General features: G+C 70.2%; 16 protein-coding genes. 13 read left to right on the top strand and 3 right to left on the bottom strand.

Translation table 11 applies throughout. From position 1 onward, the window contains the following. Nucleotides 1-97: 97 nt before the first annotated feature. On the bottom strand, nucleotides 98-1,042 hold the full coding sequence (gene mutM, locus ASF22_RS07700) for a bifunctional DNA-formamidopyrimidine glycosylase/DNA-(apurinic or apyrimidinic site) lyase (protein ID WP_056263120.1): 945 nt from the start codon (nucleotides 1,040-1,042) through the stop codon (nucleotides 98-100). Between the two features lie 106 nt (nucleotides 1,043-1,148). On the opposite strand from mutM, the gene ubiE reads away from it, so the two are divergent. The 7 genes from ubiE (at nucleotide 1,149) to ASF22_RS07665 (ending at nucleotide 9,197) form a co-directional block, all read left to right on the top strand. Then, nucleotides 1,149-1,922: a bifunctional demethylmenaquinone methyltransferase/2-methoxy-6-polyprenyl-1,4-benzoquinol methylase UbiE gene (gene ubiE / locus ASF22_RS07695; RefSeq protein ID WP_056175521.1), complete on the top strand. Its 774-nt coding sequence runs from the start codon at nucleotides 1,149-1,151 to the stop codon at nucleotides 1,920-1,922. A gap of 70 nt (nucleotides 1,923-1,992) precedes the next feature. Continuing rightward, entirely contained in the window at nucleotides 1,993-3,540 is a 1,548-nt protein-coding gene (gene ubiB / locus ASF22_RS07690; RefSeq protein WP_056175518.1) for a 2-polyprenylphenol 6-hydroxylase, read from the top strand. An 85-nt stretch (nucleotides 3,541-3,625) separates the two neighbouring features. Further along, entirely contained in the window at nucleotides 3,626-4,570 is a 945-nt protein-coding gene (locus ASF22_RS07685) for an alpha/beta hydrolase (RefSeq protein WP_244474226.1), read from the top strand. A 20-nt stretch (nucleotides 4,571-4,590) separates the two neighbouring features. Beyond that, nucleotides 4,591-5,727 carry an OpgC domain-containing protein gene (gene opgC / locus ASF22_RS07680; RefSeq protein ID WP_056263117.1) on the top strand — a complete coding sequence of 379 codons (1,137 nt, stop codon included), beginning with the start codon at nucleotides 4,591-4,593 and terminating at the stop codon, nucleotides 5,725-5,727. A 77-nt stretch (nucleotides 5,728-5,804) separates the two neighbouring features. Continuing rightward, nucleotides 5,805-7,589 carry a PQQ-binding-like beta-propeller repeat protein gene (locus ASF22_RS07675; RefSeq protein WP_056263113.1) on the top strand — a complete coding sequence of 595 codons (1,785 nt, stop codon included), beginning with the start codon at nucleotides 5,805-5,807 and terminating at the stop codon, nucleotides 7,587-7,589. A 61-nt stretch (nucleotides 7,590-7,650) separates the two neighbouring features. Further along, the gene (locus tag ASF22_RS07670) at nucleotides 7,651-8,070 is read left to right on the top strand and encodes an acyl-CoA thioesterase (RefSeq protein WP_056175509.1); all 420 of its coding nucleotides are present in this window, start codon (nucleotides 7,651-7,653) and stop codon (nucleotides 8,068-8,070) included. Further along, a complete protein-coding gene (locus ASF22_RS07665) occupies nucleotides 8,070-9,197 on the top strand; it encodes an endo-1,4-beta-xylanase (protein ID WP_056263112.1) in 1,128 nt (375 codons plus the stop codon). Before ASF22_RS07670 ends, ASF22_RS07665 begins: the two co-directional genes overlap by 1 nt. A gap of 16 nt (nucleotides 9,198-9,213) precedes the next feature. Here ASF22_RS07665 and ASF22_RS07660 read toward each other — a convergent pair whose 3' ends face one another. Together ASF22_RS07660 and ASF22_RS07655 are read right to left on the bottom strand one after the other, a co-directional pair. Continuing rightward, nucleotides 9,214-10,122, bottom strand: coding sequence for an alpha/beta hydrolase (locus ASF22_RS07660; protein WP_056175503.1), 909 nt, complete (start codon nucleotides 10,120-10,122; stop codon nucleotides 9,214-9,216). A gap of 95 nt (nucleotides 10,123-10,217) precedes the next feature. Then, entirely contained in the window at nucleotides 10,218-11,114 is an 897-nt protein-coding gene (locus ASF22_RS07655; RefSeq protein ID WP_056263109.1) for a lytic transglycosylase domain-containing protein, read from the bottom strand. A gap of 170 nt (nucleotides 11,115-11,284) precedes the next feature. Between ASF22_RS07655 and ASF22_RS07650 the strand changes: the two genes are divergently transcribed. The 6 genes from ASF22_RS07650 (at nucleotide 11,285) to upp (ending at nucleotide 16,692) form a co-directional block, all read left to right on the top strand. Continuing rightward, on the top strand, nucleotides 11,285-12,913 hold the full coding sequence (locus tag ASF22_RS07650; protein ID WP_056263107.1) for an ABC transporter ATP-binding protein: 1,629 nt from the start codon (nucleotides 11,285-11,287) through the stop codon (nucleotides 12,911-12,913). 8 nt (nucleotides 12,914-12,921) lie between these two features. Beyond that, complete coding sequence (locus ASF22_RS07645; protein WP_056263104.1) at nucleotides 12,922-14,142, top strand: phosphopentomutase; 1,221 nt, start codon at nucleotides 12,922-12,924, stop codon at nucleotides 14,140-14,142. A gap of 18 nt (nucleotides 14,143-14,160) precedes the next feature. Continuing rightward, nucleotides 14,161-14,352 carry a DUF1192 domain-containing protein gene (locus tag ASF22_RS07640; RefSeq protein ID WP_056263102.1) on the top strand — a complete coding sequence of 64 codons (192 nt, stop codon included), beginning with the start codon at nucleotides 14,161-14,163 and terminating at the stop codon, nucleotides 14,350-14,352. Between the two features lie 162 nt (nucleotides 14,353-14,514). Further along, nucleotides 14,515-15,153 (top strand): TetR/AcrR family transcriptional regulator, encoded by a 639-nt coding sequence (locus ASF22_RS07635; RefSeq protein WP_056263099.1) that lies wholly within the window; start codon nucleotides 14,515-14,517, stop codon nucleotides 15,151-15,153. A 272-nt stretch (nucleotides 15,154-15,425) separates the two neighbouring features. Next, nucleotides 15,426-15,902 (top strand): DUF2852 domain-containing protein, encoded by a 477-nt coding sequence (locus ASF22_RS07630; protein WP_056263096.1) that lies wholly within the window; start codon nucleotides 15,426-15,428, stop codon nucleotides 15,900-15,902. A 154-nt stretch (nucleotides 15,903-16,056) separates the two neighbouring features. Beyond that, nucleotides 16,057-16,692 carry a uracil phosphoribosyltransferase gene (gene upp, locus ASF22_RS07625; protein WP_056175480.1) on the top strand — a complete coding sequence of 212 codons (636 nt, stop codon included), beginning with the start codon at nucleotides 16,057-16,059 and terminating at the stop codon, nucleotides 16,690-16,692. Nucleotides 16,693-17,095 lie beyond the last annotated feature (403 nt).

The raw sequence follows: 17,095 nt of genomic DNA, 5'->3' as shown, positions 1-17,095 counted from the left end.
ATCTGGGTCGACCTCTGATGATGATTAGACACCGGGCCTTAACAGAACCCTCGCCGTCCGCAGACTTGACGAACGGGGGCGGCTAAAAGCCAAGTTCTCAAAGCTCGACCTTGGATTTCACGGGTATTTTCGATGAACCGGACAACCCCTCCGGGTGACGCTGACAAGTCGCGCAGTAGAATGTCGACCGGCCCGACTGGGTGATCCGTTCGATGCATCCACCACATCCTATCGTGCGGCACGCTTCTCCAGCGCGATCATACACGCGAAACGCATGCTGGAACGCGCCGGAACTTCCGTCCGTCTGTGCATAGTCTCGCAAGGTGGATCCCCCGGCGGCCACCGCCTCCGTGAGAACCTGAGGGATGACCTTTGCCAGGAGACGCGCCTTCGAGGACGGGCGTCCATCGGGCCCGGCCAGCCGTCCGGCAGGCATTTCCGGGTGCAGTCCCGCCCGGTGCAAGGCTTCGCAGACGTAGATGTTCCCGAGACCCGCGATGAGGCGCTGATCGAGGAGGGCGGCCTTCAGGGGCGTGATCTTGTGGCGGAACAGCCGTGCCACGGCCTCCGGCGTCATGGCGTCGCTCAAGGGTTCGAGACCCATGGCGGCGAAGTGCCGGCATGTCGCCAGGTCGGCGCTGGGCACGAGGTCCATGAAGCCGAAGCGGCGGGCGTCGTTATAGGTCACGGTGGCACCGTTCGACAGGGCCATGACCACATGGTCGTGCTTTGGGGCGCCCTGCGCCCCGTCGAGGTAGAAATCGCCCGGCGAGAGATTGCGGCCGTCCGGCATCGCCACGTCGAAGCGCCCGCTCATGCCGAGGTGAAGAATCAGCGACTCGCCGGAATCGAGGCCGGCCACGAGGTATTTGGCCCGCCGGTCGAGGGCCAGGACCGTCCGTCCCTCCAAACGCTCGACGAAGCTTTCGGGGAAGGGAAAGCGCAGGTTCGGCCGGCGCAGGGTGACGCGGGCGAACCGGGCACCCACCATGGCTGGGGCGAGACCGCGGCGCACGGTCTCGACTTCGGGCAGTTCGGGCATGGCTCTCCGGCGCGTGGCGTCCAAGACTCGGGCGGGATGCGGTGCTGGCGAACATGGCGATCCGCCCCGCCTTTCGCTATGACGCTCAACCCGAGAGGTGAGGTTCATGAGTCACGCCGAGCGTTCCCCCCCCGACGAGAGCACGCATTTCGGTTTCGAGCAGGTGGCGCTCGGCGAGAAGCAGGCGCGCGTCGACGATGTGTTCCGGTCCGTCGCGAAGCGCTACGACCTCATGAACGACCTCATGTCGGGCGGCCTGCACCGGGCCTGGAAGTCGCAGCTCATCTCGATGCTGCGCCCGCCGCGCAACCGCCCGTTCCATCACCTCGACGTGGCCGGCGGCACCGCCGACATCGCCTTCCGGGCCCTGGAGGCCGGCGGCCCTGCGACGCACGTCACCGTGCTCGACATCAACGAGGCCATGCTGCGCGTCGGGGCAGAGAGGGCGGGAAACCGCTTCACCGGGCGCATCGACTTCGTCACCGCCAATGCTGAAGCCCTGCCGCTGCCGTCGGAGCGGTTCGATGCCTACACCATCGCGTTCGGCATCCGGAACGTGCCGCGTATCGATGTCGCCCTGGCGGAAGCCCACCGGGTCCTCAAGCCCGGCGGGCGCTTCCTGTGCCTCGAATTCTCGAAGGTGGACCTGCCTGTCCTCGACCGGATCTACGACGCTTATTCGTTCCACGTCATCCCACGCCTCGGCTCGAAGGTGGCGGGCGATGCCGAATCCTACCGCTACCTCGTGGAATCCATCCGCAAGTTCCCGAGCCCGGGACGCTTTTCCGGCATGATCGAGGCCGCCGGTTTCCGCCATGTGAGCCACCGGCCCCTGTCGGGCGGCATCGTGGCGATCCATTCGGGCTGGAAGGTCTCGTGAGCGCAGCGGGCCGGGCGGCGTTCGGCCCCCAGGAAACGACGATGCGAGACAGAGATCGGCGGATGGCCTGATGCTCCGCTCCCTCGTCCGCGGCGCCCATGTGGGTTTCGTCCTCGCCCGCGAGGGCGGCCTGTCCCTCGTCGATTCCCGCGACCTGCCGCCTCACCTGCGCTTCGCCCTCCGGGTCGGACGGATGCTGGAGCGCCGCGGCCTCGGAACCGGGGCCGCCCCTCTGCAGCGGGCGCTGACCCGGCTCGGGCCGTCCTACGTCAAGTTCGGGCAGTTCCTCGCCACCCGGCCCGACATCGTCGGCATGCATGCCGCGCGCGATCTCGAGACCCTGCAGGACCGGGTGCCGCCCTTCCCGCAGGAAGTGGCTCTCCAGGTCGTCGAGGCGGCGTTCGGCAAGCCGGTTTCCTCCCTGTTCGTCTCGTTCAGCCCGCCCATCGCGGCGGCCTCCATCGCCCAGGTCCACAAAGCGCACGTCATCGACCCGGACGGCGCCGAGCGGGTGCTCGCCGTCAAGATCATGCGGCCGGGGGTGCGCGAGCGCTTCCAGCGCGATCTGGAAGTCATGCGGTTCCTCGCCCGCATCGTCCACGCCCTGTCGCCGGAAGCCGAGCGCCTGCGCCCGCGCGAGGTGGTGGAGATCCTGGCCCGCTCCGTCACCATGGAGATGGATTTCCGCCTCGAGGCGGCGGCCATGTCGGAGCTCGCCCACAACACGAAGGACGATGCCGATTTCCGGGTGCCTCGGCCCGATTGGGAACTCACCGCCCGCGACGTCCTGTCGAGCGAGTGGATCGAGGGCATCCGCCTCAACGACCGGGCCGCCATCGTGGCCGCCGGACACGACCCGCGGGCGCTCGGACGCGCGGTGATCCAGTCGTTCCTGCGCCACGCCATCCGGGACGGCTTCTTCCACGCCGACATGCATCCCGGGAACCTGTTCGTCGATCCGACCGGCACCCTGGTGGCGGTGGATTTCGGCATCATGGGCCGCCTCGGGCATCCTGAGCGGCGCTTCCTCGCCGAGATCCTGCTCGGCTTCATCCTGCGCGACTACAAGCGCGTGGCGCAGGTGCATTTCGAGGCCGGCTACGTGCCCGCGCACCATTCCGTGGACGATTTCGCCCAAGCCATCCGCGCCATCGGCGAGCCGATCCATCAGCGCCGGGCCGACGAGATCTCCATGGCCAAGGTGCTGACCCTGCTGTTCGACATCACCGCCCTGTTCGACATGCGGACCCGCACGGAGCTGGTGATGCTCCAGAAAACCATGGTGGTGGTGGAGGGCGTCGCCCGCTCGCTGGATCCTCAGCTCGACATGTGGACCGGGGCCGAGCCCGTGGTACGCAGCTGGATCGCCCGCAATCTCGGCCCACTGGGCCGCATCGAGGGTGTGGGGCGCGCAGCCCTGACGCTGACCGACGTCATCTCGGACCTGCCCGATCTGGCCCAGCGCCTGCGCCGCATCCTCGTACGCCTCGACGAATCGGGAACCGGGAATGCCGACCGCCTCGACGCCTTCGCGCGTGCCACAAGACGGCGCGCCATCTGGTCGACACTGGCCCTATGGGGCATCGCCGTCGGCGCACTGGTGATGGCCTTCCGCTGACGTGTCGGCCCGGTTCGCCGGGCCGATGGAACGGAATCCGGGCGCCACCCCTTTGCTTGTGCGCAAGGGCGTCCGGAGGGGCTGCGTGGCGAACGAACTGTCCCGGCCCGGCCGCCGTGCCGTGATGATGGGTCTTGGCGCGGCGGCGGCGCTGATTCCGGGGGCTCATGCGGCCGGAGGCCTCGCCCGCCTCACCCTCTGGCCGGATCTACCGCCGGGCGGCGGCGGACCGTCGGGGCCCCAGGTCGAGGATGGCAGCGGCGCGGTATCGAACGTTTCCACCCCGGTCCTCGAAGTCTTCCTTCCGCAGAAGCCCAGCGGCGCGGCGGTGCTCGTCGCGGGCGGCGGCGGGTACCGCCGCATCGGCCTCGTGAAGGAGGCCTATCCGGCGGCCTACCTTTTGGCGTCGCAGGGCATCACGGCCTTCGTGCTGACGTACCGGCTCCCGAGCGAGAACTGGGCCGACGGTCCCGTCGTCGCGATGCAGGACGGACAGCGCGCCCTGCGGGTGATTCGCGCCAATGCCGAGCGGTTCGGCCTCGATCCCGGCCGCATCGGCGTGATGGGCTTCTCGGCCGGTGGCCACCTCTGCGGCATGGTCGCGGCCCGCTCCACCTTCCGCGCCTACACACCCGTCGACGCCGTCGACGAACTCTCGGCGCGGCCTGATTTCGCGGCGCTGATCTATCCCGTCGTGAGCCTGCAGCCCCCCTTCGACACCACGAACACCCGCCGGTCCCTCGTCGGAGAGACACCGCCGCCCGAGGCGCGCGCGGCCTGGTCGCTTCACACCCATGTCGGCCCCGATTGCCCATCGATCTTTCTCGTGCAGGCGGACGACGATCGGGTGGTCAATCCCCAGCAAAGCCGTATCCTCGACGAGGCGTGCCGGGGGGCCAAGGTCATGGTGGAATATCATCGGTTCGCCGTCGGCGGGCACGGCTTCGGCATCGGCAGCGCCGAGGCGTCCGTCGCCCTCTGGCCCCGGCTCTACCGGCTCTGGCTCACGAGCCTGTCGGTGATGCGCTGACCGGTCTCGGTCCCGCTACGGTGGACGCTCCACCGCGCCGGGCCCCGAACGTCGTCCTCTCGCCCTCACCGCCGCGAAGCCGCGACGCACGCATCGACGTGATCCGCGGCCTCGCCCTGCTGACGATCTTCATCGATCACATTCCGCGCAACGCGCCGGCCCTGCTCACCCTCCACAATTTCGGATTCTCCGATGCGGCCGAGATCTTCGTGCTGCTGGCTGGCTACTCCGCGATGGTGGCCTATGGCGGCCTGTTCCGGCGCGCGGGTACCAGAGCCACCCTCACGCGCATCGGGTGGCGCTGCCTGAAGATCTACCTGTTCCAGGCGGGGCTGCTCCTGGCGACGCTGCTCATCGTGCGGGTCTGGATGGACCTCATCGGCCTCGTCCCGCGCTTCGGCGTCCGGGCACTCCTCGACATGGGCCTGCTGCCGGGGGCCGTGCGCGGGCTGATGCTCAACGCTCTGCCGAACTACCTCGACATCCTGCCGCTCTACATCCTGCTGCTGGGGTTGTTTCCGCTGATCTATGCGGGCCTGCGACGCACTCTGTGGGGCACCCTCGGCCTCTCGGGCCTGATCTGGCTCGCCGCGAACGTCGACCACACGCTCAACCTCCCCAACGCGGCTGCCGTGGACGACGGATGGTACTTCAACCCGTTCGCGTGGCAGTTCCTGTTCGTGATCGGCGCCGCCCTCAGCGTCGCGGTCCAGGCGCGCGACGGACTCCTGCCTCGGCATTCGCTTCTCACCGTCGCGGCTTGGATCTACCTGCTGTGCGCCCTGCTGCAGGCGTTTCCCTGGGGGGATTGGGGCCTGCCCGACCTCCGGCCCCTCGCCATGAGCCCGCCGGACAAGAGCCGCGTCGCGCCCCTGCGCCTCCTCCACATCCTGGTCCTGACGAGCCTTGTCTTCGCCTCGCCGGCCGTCATGCGGCTCTCCGGGCTACGCTGGCTTCGACCGTTCGATGCCTGCGGCCGGAACTCCCTGGAAATCTTCGCGGCCGGCTGCATGGCGGCCCTCATCGGCCGGATCCTGTACCGGACCTTCGAACCGGTCTGGCCCCTTCAGATCGCAGTCAACCTCGGCGGTCTCGCGCTGATGCTCGGCCTCGGCCTTGCCCTCGACGCGAGGGCGCGCCGCCGTACATTGCGGTAGGGATCGGACCGTTGCATCCGTGACGGGGCACGCGGGTGACGCAATCGCCCACAGGAATATGGGACGAGGAGAACGCCATGGTCCGCCGCACCACCCGCCGGCTGCTCGCCGTCCCGTTCGTCCTCGCGAGCCCCCTGATCGTCGCGGGCCTCGCCCCGTGTGTGGCCGAGGATTGGCCGATGTTCGGCGGCGACCACACCAACCGCCACTTCTCGGGCCTTACCGCCATCGACACCGGCAACGTCGGGCGCCTGCGCCCGGCCTGGATCTTCCAGACCGGCATCACCGGCTATTTCCAGGCCGAGCCCGTGATGGTGGACGGCACCCTCTATGTCTCGACGACGCAGAACCATGTCGCGGCCCTGGACGCGAAGACCGGCGCCGTGCGCTGGACCTACGTCCACAAGGCCCGCACGGAGAAGATTTTCGGGCCACCCTCGAACCGCGGAGTCGCGGTCGCGGACGGCCTCGTGTTCGAGGCCACCATGGACGGGCGCGTGATCGCGCTGGATGCCAAGACCGGCAAAGTGGTGTGGGACCACGAGGCCGTGCGCCCGGAGGAGGGCGAGTCCGAGACCGCATCGGCCCTGGCGGGCACCCTGGGGGCCGGCACCGTCCAGGGATCGAGCCGGCTCGGCTTCAAGATGCCGCCCCTGGTGGCGAACGGCCTCGTCATCGTCGGCGTGGCCGGGGCCGGCTACGGCCTCCATGTCGAGGACGAGAAGGGCGGCCTCGACGGCGGCGCCGTCGTGGGCATCGAGGGCGGCTACGGCCGGCGCGGATGGCTCGCCGCCTACGACGCGAAGACCGGGGCGGAGCGCTGGCGCTGGTACGTCACCAAGGCCGACGGCTGGGAGGGCGGGTTCGTCGACAGGACCCCCGACGGGGTGCCGCTTCACCGCGACATCGCTGCCGAGAAGGCCGCCGCCCCGGCCCACCGGGATGCCTGGAAGGTCGGCGGCGGATCGCTGTGGATGACCCCGGCCTACGATGCCGACCTCGGCCTGATCTACGTCGGCACCGGCAACCCGGCGCCGCAGAATTTCGGCCTCTCGCGACCGGGCGACAACCTCTACACCATGAGCCTCGTCGCCCTCGACGCGGCCACCGGCCAGCTGCGCTGGTACTACCAGCAGGTGCCCCACGACGAGTGGGGCTACGATGTGGCGAGCCCGCCCTTCCTCCTCGACCACACCACCCCGACGGGCCCGGTGAAGGCCGTGGCGCAGGCGAGCAAGACCGGCTGGCTCTACGTCCACGACCGCGCGGACGGAAAGCTGCTGACCCGCTCGGCGCCCCTCGTCACCCAGAAGAACCTCTACGCCCCACCGACGCCCGCCGGTACGGTGGTGAGCCCTGGGCCGCTGGGCGCCATCTCCTGGCACCCCGTCGCCTACGACCCCAAGGCCGCCACCGCCTACGCCCAGGTCCGGCACGGGGCGACGACCTACGTGGTCCGGACGGTGCCGGCCTTGGGGAACCGCCCGGCGATCCGATACACCGAGACCACGGAGGCCAAGGGAGAGCCCTCGTTCAGCACCCTCACGGCCGTGGATCTGGCCCGCGAAGGTGCGATCAAATGGTCGGTGAAAGCGGGGAGCCGCCTCTCCGGGGGGACCCTGGCAACCGCCGGCGGCTTGGTCTTCTCGGGCGAGGAGGACGGCCACCTCGACGCTCACGATGCGAAGACGGGGGCGATCCTGTGGCGCTTCCAGTGCGGCGCCGGCATCGGCGGCCCGCCGATTACCTACACGTTGGACGGCCGGCAATACGTCGCCGTGGCGGCGGGGGGCGCGTCGTTCACCAAGGGGTCGGGTTTCGGCACCGGCGACGCCCTGGTGGTGTTCACCCTGCCGGAGTGATCGTAGGGTCCGCGGCGCGCGGCTTGCGACGGGCTGCCTCCTTCGCCACCGGATCGACACCATGTCCCGCCGCGACCCCGCCCCCCATCCGACCCATCAGCCGACGGATCGGGGGCCACCGGTGATCCGAACCATCGCCATGCCGGCCGATACCAATCCGGCCGGCGACATCTTCGGCGGCTGGCTCATGGGCCAGATGGATCTCGCCGCCGGCAACGTCGCGGCCCGGCGCTCGCGGGGCCGTTGCGCCACCATCTCGGCCGAGGCGATGACCTTCCACAGCCCGGTCTTCGTCGGCGACGAAGTCAGCATCTACGCCTGGATCGTGAAGGTCGGGCGCACCTCCATGCGCATCCAGGCCGAGGTCTGGCGCCGCGAGCGCGAGGGCGAGGTGACCATGAAGGTCACCGAGGGGCTGTTCACCTTCGTGGCCATCGGACCAGACCGGCGCCCGCGCCCGATTCCACCGGAAGAGAACTGATGCCGAGCCGTCGCGATCTGCTGAGGGTCGGCGCCCTCGCTTTGGCGGCCGGGCCGGTCTCGGCGGCGGCCCGGGGGGCGTGGGCGGCCGATGGCCTCAACGCGGCGGCGGCACGCAAGGGCATCGCCTACGGTTCCGCCGTGAACATCACACCCCTGCGCCAGAATCCCGCCTACGGACGGGCGCTCGCCCGGGAATGCGGAGTCCTGGTGCCGGAGAACGCCATGAAGCTCGCCTATGCGTGGCGGGCGCCCGGCCCCATCGACTTCTCGTTCGCCGACGAGACCGTCGCGTTCGCACAGGGCAACGGTCAGTGCCTGCGCGGCCATACCCTCGTCTGGCACGAAGGCATCCCCGCCTGGGCGCAGGAGCGCATCGCCCGGGACGCGGAAGGCTTCCTGCGCGAATGGATCGGCGCCATGGCGGGGCGCTATCGCGGCCGGCTCGAGGCCTGGGACGTGGTCAACGAGATCTGCGGGCCGGAGTCCGGCCGTGCCGGCGGGCTGCGGGCGAGCCCCTGGCTCGCAGCCCTCGGCTCGGGCTATGTCGACCGCGCCTTCACGATCCTGCACGAGGCCGACCCCGGTGCGGCCGGGGTCTGGAACGAGAACGACCTCGAACTCGACGCCGATTGGATCGCGCCGCGCCGCGCCATGGTGCTGAGGACCTTGGAAGGAATGGTTCGGCGCGGCGTGCCGATCCGGCGCCTCGGCCTGCAGGGCCACCTCTACGCCAAGCATCCCCTCGACCAGGACAAACTCCGCCGTTTCCTGCGCGACGTAGCCGGGCTCGGCCTCGCCATCGAGGTGACGGAGTTCGACGTCAACGACCGGGATTTCCCCGCCGATCTGCCGGCCCGGGACCGGGCCGTCTCGGACCTCGCCCGGCGCTTCCTCGACGTGGTACTGGACGAGCCCGCGACCCTCAATGTACTGACCTGGGACATCACCAACGCCAACACTTGGCTCAACACCAACCCGCAGCGCCGCCGGGCCGACGGATTGACGCAGCGGGCCCTGCCCCTCGACGAGGCGTTCGCCCGTACGCCCCTGTGGTGGGCGATGCATCGGGCCTTCTCCGACGCGCCGGACCACAAGGCGGCGCGGGACAAACTGCGGCGGGGGTGATCCTCCGGCCGTGCCGTCAGCGGTTCACCGTCCGCGACGGGACGCGCTCGCCGCCGGCATGTTGGCGGAGGAAGGCGGCCATCTCGGCGAGCGCCGGGGCCTTGGAGCGGAACGTCACCGAGAGCGCCAGCAGGGTGTCGGAGTGATCGAGGCCGGCATAGACCCGCTCCTGCACGGGCACCCGGGCCTCGCGCAGGCGGGCAGCCAGGTTGCGGGTGTTGCTCGGGCGCACGGTGGTGTCGCCGTCACCGGTGGCGAGGTAGGCCGGGGGCGAGTGCGGCCCAGCGAAGGTCACCGGCTGGGTCGCCGCCTTGTCGCGGGCCTCGCCGAAGACCTCGGTGGCGGTGCCGGCATCGAGGGGAAGGAAATCGTAGGGACCGGACAGGCCGGCCACCGCCCGCACGATCTTCGGATCGACGCCGGCCCGACGCAGGTAGCGCGGATCGAGCCCCAGCATCACCGCGTTGTAGGCGCCCGCCGAATGGCCGGCCAGCACGATCCGGCGCGGATCGCCGCCATACTGGGCGATGTTGTCGCGCACCCAGGCGATGGCGGCGGCCCCGTCGTCGAGGAAGTCGGGGAAGCGCACCTCCGGGTAGAGCCGATAATCGGGCAGCACCGTCACGAAGCCCTGAGCCGCGAGCGCCTGACCGACGAAGGCGTAATCCTCCTTCGTGCCGTTCTTCCAGGAGCCGCCATAGAAGAACACCAGCACGGGGGCGCCGCCGGTGCCGGCCACGGGAGTGAACACATCGAGGCGCTGGCGCGGGTTGGGGCCGAAGGACGCGTTGCGGACGGTGAGGCGCCCGCCGTCGTCACGCGGGCCGATGGCGTCGAACAGCGCGAGGGGCGAACAGGCCGTCACCCCTACGGCGAGCAGAGCGAGACCGATGAAGCCGGCAAGGACGGTGAATACCCGGGTCATGCATCTCTCTGAAGGCGGCGTTGCCTTCCTGTGACAGGGCGCACACGGCGGTTTCATGGCACCCATGCTGACAATCGGCATCGTGATCGCCGGAGTTACGTGCGCAGGACGAGGCAGGCGCCACCGACCCCACGAATCCGTCCGCATAATTTGTCTGCGGCCTCGCGGCTCTGGGCGGGAATTCGGATGCGGTAGAAGGCCCGAGTGCCGCGATTGCGCAGGCGTGTGCCGATGATCATCGGCCGAACCTCGCCGATCACACCTGTGTAGAGCTGGCGTGTCCGGGCGAAACTCTGGAGAGCCAAGGCCTTCGAGAAGTTGCCCGCGAGCTGGATGCCCCAGGGCGCCGCCGGCCCCTCGTTGCCGCCCAACGCGAAGCGATCGCCGCGCGACGGGACGCGCAGGGCCGCCGTCACCTGGAGGCAGCTCTTCTCGGCCTCGGGTTTCCTGGCCGCGTCGGCCTTCTCATCCTTGTTCTCGCTCGGCGGCATCTCGATGCCGGCGCCCGCGCGCCAATCCTCCGCCGGCGCCCCGGTGATCGCCAGAACGTAGTTGCGCGTCTCCGCAGGCAGGCCACCGGTGCCGGCGAGCCACGCCGAGACCCGGCCCGGGCCGCCGTTATAGGCCGCTGCCGCGAGGCCGAGATTGCCGAACTGCCGGTTGAGGTCGGCCAGCAGATGGGCCGCGTGCGGGATCGCCTGCTCGGGATCGAACGGATCGGCGAGGCCGCGCTCGCGCGCCGTGCCGGGCATGAACTGCGCGATGCCCTGCGCGCCGACGGGGCTGACGGCGCCCACGCGAAAAGCGCTCTCGCGCCAGATCAGGCGGGTCAGGAACGGGACGGGGAGGGCGCGCGTCTTCGCGGAGGATTCGATGAGGCGGCACAGGGCTTGCTCCACGGTCTCGCCTCCCTCCGATGGGGCCGCCGAGGCGGAGGCCGCGCCGGCGAGGAGGAGCACGAGGGCGGGGAGGGCGGAGCGCAGGGAGATCACCGGTGGTGTTGTAGCGTGCGCGGCGGTCCGATCAATCACGCATCGGCGTTCGCCCATCGCCCTCGTGCGCGCTATAACCGCTTCGAGACCTCCCCAGCCCGGCTCGCTCCCATGACCTTTCCCCGGATCACCTCCCGCCGGATCACCTCCCCCCGGATCACCTGCGCCCGATGACCGACACGCTGCTCGAGGTTCAGGACCTGTCCGTGGCCTTCCGCTCCCGCGAGCGCGAGACCCGGGCGGTGGACGGCGTGAGCTTCGCCATCGCGCCCGGCGAGACCCTGGCGCTGGTGGGCGAATCCGGCTCCGGCAAGTCGGTCACCGCCCTGTCGATCCTGCGCCTCCTCGACGGCAGCGCCCACCACCCGGGCGGACGCATCCTGTTCCGGGGGCGGGACCTCCTGACGTTGCCCGAGCGTGAGTTGCGCAAGGTGCGCGGCGCGGACATCACCATGGTGTTCCAAGAGCCGATGACTTCCCTCAACCCGCTCCACAGCATCGAGCGGCAGATCGGCGAGGTGCTGGAGGTGCATCGCGGGCTCTCGGGCCGGAAAGCGCGGGCGCGAATCCTCGAACTCCTCGACCTCGTCGGCCTGCGTGACGCCGAACGGCGCCTCGCCGCCTATCCGCACGAGCTCTCCGGCGGCCAGCGCCAGCGGGTGATGATCGCCATGGCGCTCGCCTGCGAGCCCGACCTGCTGGTGGCCGACGAGCCGACGACGGCCCTCGACGTCACCGTGCAGGCACAGATCCTCACGCTGCTGGCCGACCTGCAGAAGCGCCTCGGCATGGCGATGCTGTTCATCACCCACGATCTCGGCATCGTGCAGCGCATAGCCACCTCCGTCTGCGTGATGCTGGAAGGGCGCATCGTCGAGGCGGGGGAAACGGCCGAGATTTTCGCCCGGCCGCAGCACCCCTACACGCAGCGGCTGCTGGCCGCCGAGCCGACGGGCCGCGCCAACCCGGTCGCGGAGGGCGCATCCGAGCTCCTCGCCGCCGGGCCCTTGAAGGTGTGGTTCCCCATCCGCCAGGGGCTTCTCCGGCGCACCACGAGCCACGTGAAGGCCGTGGATGGCGTGTCCCTCCGGGTCCGGGCCGGCGAGACCGTGGGGGTGGTCGGCGAATCGGGTTCCGGCAAGACCACCCTGGGCCTCGCGCTCCTCAGGCTGACGGGCTGCGAGGGGCCCATCGTCTTCCTCGGCCAGTCCATCGCCGGCCTGTCCCCGGCGGCCATGCGCCCGTTCCGCCGCGACATGCAGGTGGTGTTCCAGGACCCCTACGGCTCCCTCTCCCCGCGCATGACCGTCGGCGACATCATCGCCGAGGGCCTGGTGGTGCAGGGCGCCGCGAAGAGCCGGGCCGAACGCCAGGCGGTGGTGGCGGGCGCGCTCACCGATGTCGGCCTCGATCCGGCGACCATGGACCGCTATCCGCACGAATTCTCCGGCGGTCAGCGCCAGCGCATCGCCATCGCGCGCGCCATCGTGTTGAAACCGAAATTCGTCGTCCTCGACGAGCCGACCTCGGCCCTCGACCGTTCGGTCCAGGCGCAGATCGTCACCCTCCTGCGCGACCTCCAGCGCGAGCGCGGCCTCGCCTACCTGTTCATCAGCCACGATCTCAAGGTGGTCCGCGCCTTGGCGAACCACGTTCTCGTCATGCAGAACGGCCGCGTGGTGGAAGAGGGGGCCGCCGAGGCGATCTTCTCCCATCCGCGCCACTCCTACACCCAGGCCCTGTTCGCCGCCGCCTTCGACCTGCGCAGCGAAATGGTCGCCGATCCGGTCCCGGCCTGAGACGCCCCATGCCGCGCGCCCTCCTCGTCGTCCTCGATTCCGTCGGCATCGGCGGCGGCCCCGATGCCGACGCCTATGGTGACGCCGGGTCGGACACCCTCGGCCACATCGCCGAGGCCTGCGCCGCCGGGCGCGGCGACCGCGCGGGCCTGCGCGCCGGCCCCGTGCGTCTGCCGAACCTGACGGCGCTGGGCCTCGGCCTCGCGGCGGAAGGCGCCACAGGGCGCGTCCCACCGAACCTCGCCCCCACCGACCCGGTCACGGGCGCCTACGGCCACGCCGCCGAGACGGCCGCCGGCAAGGACACGCCCTCGGGTCATTGGGAGATCGCGGGCGTGCCCGTGCTCGACCCGTGGGGGCACTTTCCCGACACGGTTCCGGCCTTTCCGCCGGCCCTCGTCGCGGCCCTCGTCGCGCGGGCGAATCTGCCCGGCATCCTCGGCGATTGCCACGCCGCCGGCACGGCGATCCTCGAGCGCTACGGCGCCGAGCACATCCGGACCGGCAAGCCGATCTGCTACAGCTCGGCCGACAGCGTATTCCAGATCGCCGCCCACGAGACTCATTTCGGCCTGGAGCGCCTCTACGCCACCTGCCGCATCGCCCGCGACCTGTGCGACGCGTACCGGGTCGCGCGCGTCATCGCCCGGCCCTTCGTGGGGTCGCCGGAAACGGGGTTCCGCCGGACGGCCAACCGCAAGGATTACGCCGTCGAGCCGCCGGGCGAGACCCTGCTCGACCGTCTGTCCGCGGCGGGTCGCAGCGTCGTCAGCGTCGGCAAGATCGGCGATATCTTCGCCCACCGCGCGACGGGCCGCGAGATCAAGCCCGCCGGCAACGCCGCCTGCCTGGATGCCGCCCTCCGGGCTTTTCGCGATCTGCCGGACGGCGGCCTCGTGTTCCTCAACCTCGTGGATTTCGATACGGAGCACGGCCACCGTCGCGACGTGCCGGGCTATGCCGCCGAGCTTGAGGCCTTCGACGCGCGGGTGCCGGAGATCCACGCGGTCCTGGGCGCCGGGGATCTCTGCATCGTCACCGCCGACCACGGCAACGACCCGACCTGGGCGGGCACCGAGCACACCCGCGAGCAGGTGCCGATCCTGGCTTTCGGCCCCGGGATCGCGCCCGGCCCCCTCGGGGGACGCGCGACCTTCGCCGATATCGGCGCCACGGTGGCGCGCCACCTCGGTCTCGCGCCCCTCGGGGCGGGGCAGCCGTGGCGATGAAACGGAGAAGGACAGACCATGCGCGATGACGACGAGACCCGTCCGGAATCGAGCCCGGCCCACCGGGTGGGCGAGCCCCTCGACACCCTGTCGGTCGCCGATCTCGCCGAGCGCATCGCCCTCCTGCAGCGCGAGATCGCGCGCCTCGAAGCGGCCCGCGACGCCAAGAATGCGGCGCGCGACGCGGCGGGGTCCATCTTCCGGATCTAGGATCGCGCCCTGTTGCGCCCCTGCGTCGATGGCGTACGGTCTGTCTACTAATCGACAGAGATGGCTTAAAAATTCACGGTCGCGTGCTAGGGGAGGGCTCCGGTCTGCAACCACGGGGGCTCTCGCCCGTCATGATGGGGCGGACCCGATGAGGACAACAGCGTGCGACCCTGGCGCGAAGGCCCTGACGACCGGCGCAGCTACCACCACGGGAACCTCAAGGAGGCCCTGATCGAGGCGGCGCGCCGGTTCATCGCCGAGCGCGGCGTCGGCGGGTTCACCCTGGTGGACGCGGCCCGCCTCGTGGGCGTGACGCCGGCCGCCCTCTACCGCCATTTCCGCGGGCGCGAGGCCCTGCTGGAGGAGGTGGCGGGGCGCGGCTTCATCGACCTCGCCGAGCGCCTGGCGCGGTCCCTGGCGGCGAAGGGGACGCCCCTCGAGCGGTTCACCCGGATGGGCGAGGCGTACCTCGCCTTCGCCGAGGAGGAGCCGGGCTACTACGCGGCGATCTTCGAGACCCGCGGTCTGCCGGCGGGGGCGCCGAACCCAGAGGCCGGGCCCCGGCCGAGCCCGTTCGACCTGCTGGTGGACGCCCTGCAATCGACCTTTCCCGAGGGCTTCGGCGGGGTGGCGCCGCGCTTCGTCGCCCTCGAAGTCTGGGCCCTGTCCCACGGTCTGGCGACGCTCGCCGCCTCCGGCCACCTGCCGAAGGGGCCGGGCGTGCCGGACAAGTACGAGCTCCTGCGCGCCGGCGTCCTCGCCCTCGTGCACGGCGCCGGACCCGCGCGCGCCCGCGACTGACGCACGACCGCCGCGCAACCGGTGCGCGACGACAACACAACCTCAACGCGATCCCTCCGGCGCACGCGCGGCACGGTGCGCCGGTCCACGCCCCCCATGGAACGGCGCAAGCCCCCGGATGGAACGGCGCAGCCGACCCGCGGAACGGCGTTCGCCTGGATGAGGCGAATGTCGGGCGCGAACCGCGCACGAATCCGCGCCACGCCCCCTTGAAAGCGCGCCGTCGCATCCGCAAGTAAATGTCGTTCACATTAACATCGGAGACGTGAGCCGTGAGTCAATCCTCGACCTCCCCCTGGGCCTCCGGCAAAGCCTGCCGCAGCGGCCCGTTTCCCAAAAAGTCCTTCGAGATCGGCGCCATTGTGGTGGGCTTCATCTATTGGTGGCCGCTCGCCGCCGCCTACGTGGCCTGGAAGGTCGCGGGGTATCCGGCCTTGAGCGAGTTGCGGGGGCTCGCCAACCGGGGCAGCGCCTGGGGTTCGGCCTGGCAGTCGGGCGGCACGCTGGGGCGCTCGCGCTTCGCCGCCGCCTACGAGGCGGCCAACGGCGTCGGCACCACGGGCAACCGCGCCTTCGACGATTACCGCAAGGCCGAGCTCGACCGGCTCGACGCCCAGCGCAAGGCGCTGGCCGAGGAGAGCCGCGCTTTCTCCGAGTATGTCGAGGGCCTGAAGCGCGCCAAGGACCGCGAAGAATTCGACGCCTACATGGCCCAGAAGCGCGCCGCCGATTCGACCCGCTCGGTCTGAACGACCCGAGGGCGTCCCATCCAACAAGGGGCTTCCGGCATCACGCCGGGAGCCCTTTTTGGTGCGGGCCCGGATGCGGACGCGGCGCCGATCCGCTAAGGCTCGTCGCCTGGGGTCCGCGTTGCGCCGATCCGACCGGGGACGAGGGCGGGCGATGCCAAACGCGGCGGTTCGGGTGGTCGACCACCCCCTCGTCCAGCACAAGCTGACGCTCCTGCGCGACAAGGCGCGCTCCACCAAGGGGTTCCGCCAGATCCTCAACGAGATCGGCATGCTGCTGGCCTACGAGGTCACCCGCGACCTGCCGCTGGAATCCGTCACAATCGAGACGCCGATCCAGACCATGCAGGCGCCGCAGATCGCCGGCAAGAAGCTCGTCCTCGCGCCGATCCTGCGGGCCGGCACCGGCTTCCTCGACGGGATGCTGTCGCTGATGCCCTCGGCCCGGGTCGCCCATGTGGGGCTCTACCGCGATCCCGAGAGCCTGGAGGCGGTGGAATACTACTTCAAGGCCCCCTCCGACCTCGCCGACCGCACGGTCCTGGTCCTCGATCCGATGCTCGCCACGGGCAATTCGGCGGTGGCGGCCATCACCCTCCTGAAGGCGCGCGGCGCCCACGACCTCCGCTTCGTCTGCCTGCTCGCCGCCCCGGAGGGGATCGCCCATCTCCAGGCGAGCCACCCCGACGTCCCGATCTGGACCGCCGCCATCGACAGCCACCTCAACGACCACGGCTACATCGTTCCTGGGCTGGGGGATGCGGGTGATCGGATGTACGGCACGCGGTAGGGATGGAAGTTTTGGGAGTTGGTGGCCGCGCCTGACGTCCTTAATGGTGACTTTGCGAGTTGAAGAACTACGACTTTCGCAGGCGACTAGAGACCTACCGTACTGAACTCCTCCGGCCTGTCACCCGCAATGCACGAGAATGCGTCGAATAAAGCCCACCGGGCGTGATTCACGGCATCTGATGATGTTCTGGAACGCCTTAGCCTGCTTATTCTCGGGACGCGCCAATGAACTCTGAAAGGCGTTCCGCCACCCGCGCAAGGTCTCGGGTCTCGCACTCCCAAATTATGATTACATGCCAACCTGATCGGCCCCCACGAGGTGGTCCAAGGGTAAAGTTAGTGCACGGTGGGCCGTTCCGCCACGGGTAGCTTGGCCGGCGGAGCTGGTCGGGCGAGCGCAG

This window comes from Methylobacterium sp. Leaf87 (genome assembly GCF_001422775.1).
GTDB lineage: Bacteria > Pseudomonadota > Alphaproteobacteria > Rhizobiales > Beijerinckiaceae > Methylobacterium.
This window is presented reverse-complemented; position numbering and strand designations above follow the sequence as displayed.

Coding starts and splice junctions, on each gene's coding strand:
- mutM (WP_056263120.1), bottom strand. CDS start 1,042: ATGCCCGAACTGCCCGAAGTCGAGACCGTGCGCCGCGGTCTCGCCCCA.
- ubiE (WP_056175521.1), top strand. CDS start 1,149: ATGAGTCACGCCGAGCGTTCCCCCCCCGACGAGAGCACGCATTTCGGT.
- ubiB (WP_056175518.1), top strand. CDS start 1,993: ATGCTCCGCTCCCTCGTCCGCGGCGCCCATGTGGGTTTCGTCCTCGCC.
- ASF22_RS07675 (WP_056263113.1), top strand. CDS start 5,805: ATGGTCCGCCGCACCACCCGCCGGCTGCTCGCCGTCCCGTTCGTCCTC.
- ASF22_RS07670 (WP_056175509.1), top strand. CDS start 7,651: ATGTCCCGCCGCGACCCCGCCCCCCATCCGACCCATCAGCCGACGGAT.
- ASF22_RS07665 (WP_056263112.1), top strand. CDS start 8,070: ATGCCGAGCCGTCGCGATCTGCTGAGGGTCGGCGCCCTCGCTTTGGCG.
- ASF22_RS07660 (WP_056175503.1), bottom strand. CDS start 10,122: ATGACCCGGGTATTCACCGTCCTTGCCGGCTTCATCGGTCTCGCTCTG.
- ASF22_RS07650 (WP_056263107.1), top strand. CDS start 11,285: ATGACCGACACGCTGCTCGAGGTTCAGGACCTGTCCGTGGCCTTCCGC.
- ASF22_RS07645 (WP_056263104.1), top strand. CDS start 12,922: ATGCCGCGCGCCCTCCTCGTCGTCCTCGATTCCGTCGGCATCGGCGGC.
- ASF22_RS07640 (WP_056263102.1), top strand. CDS start 14,161: ATGCGCGATGACGACGAGACCCGTCCGGAATCGAGCCCGGCCCACCGG.
- upp (WP_056175480.1), top strand. CDS start 16,057: ATGCCAAACGCGGCGGTTCGGGTGGTCGACCACCCCCTCGTCCAGCAC.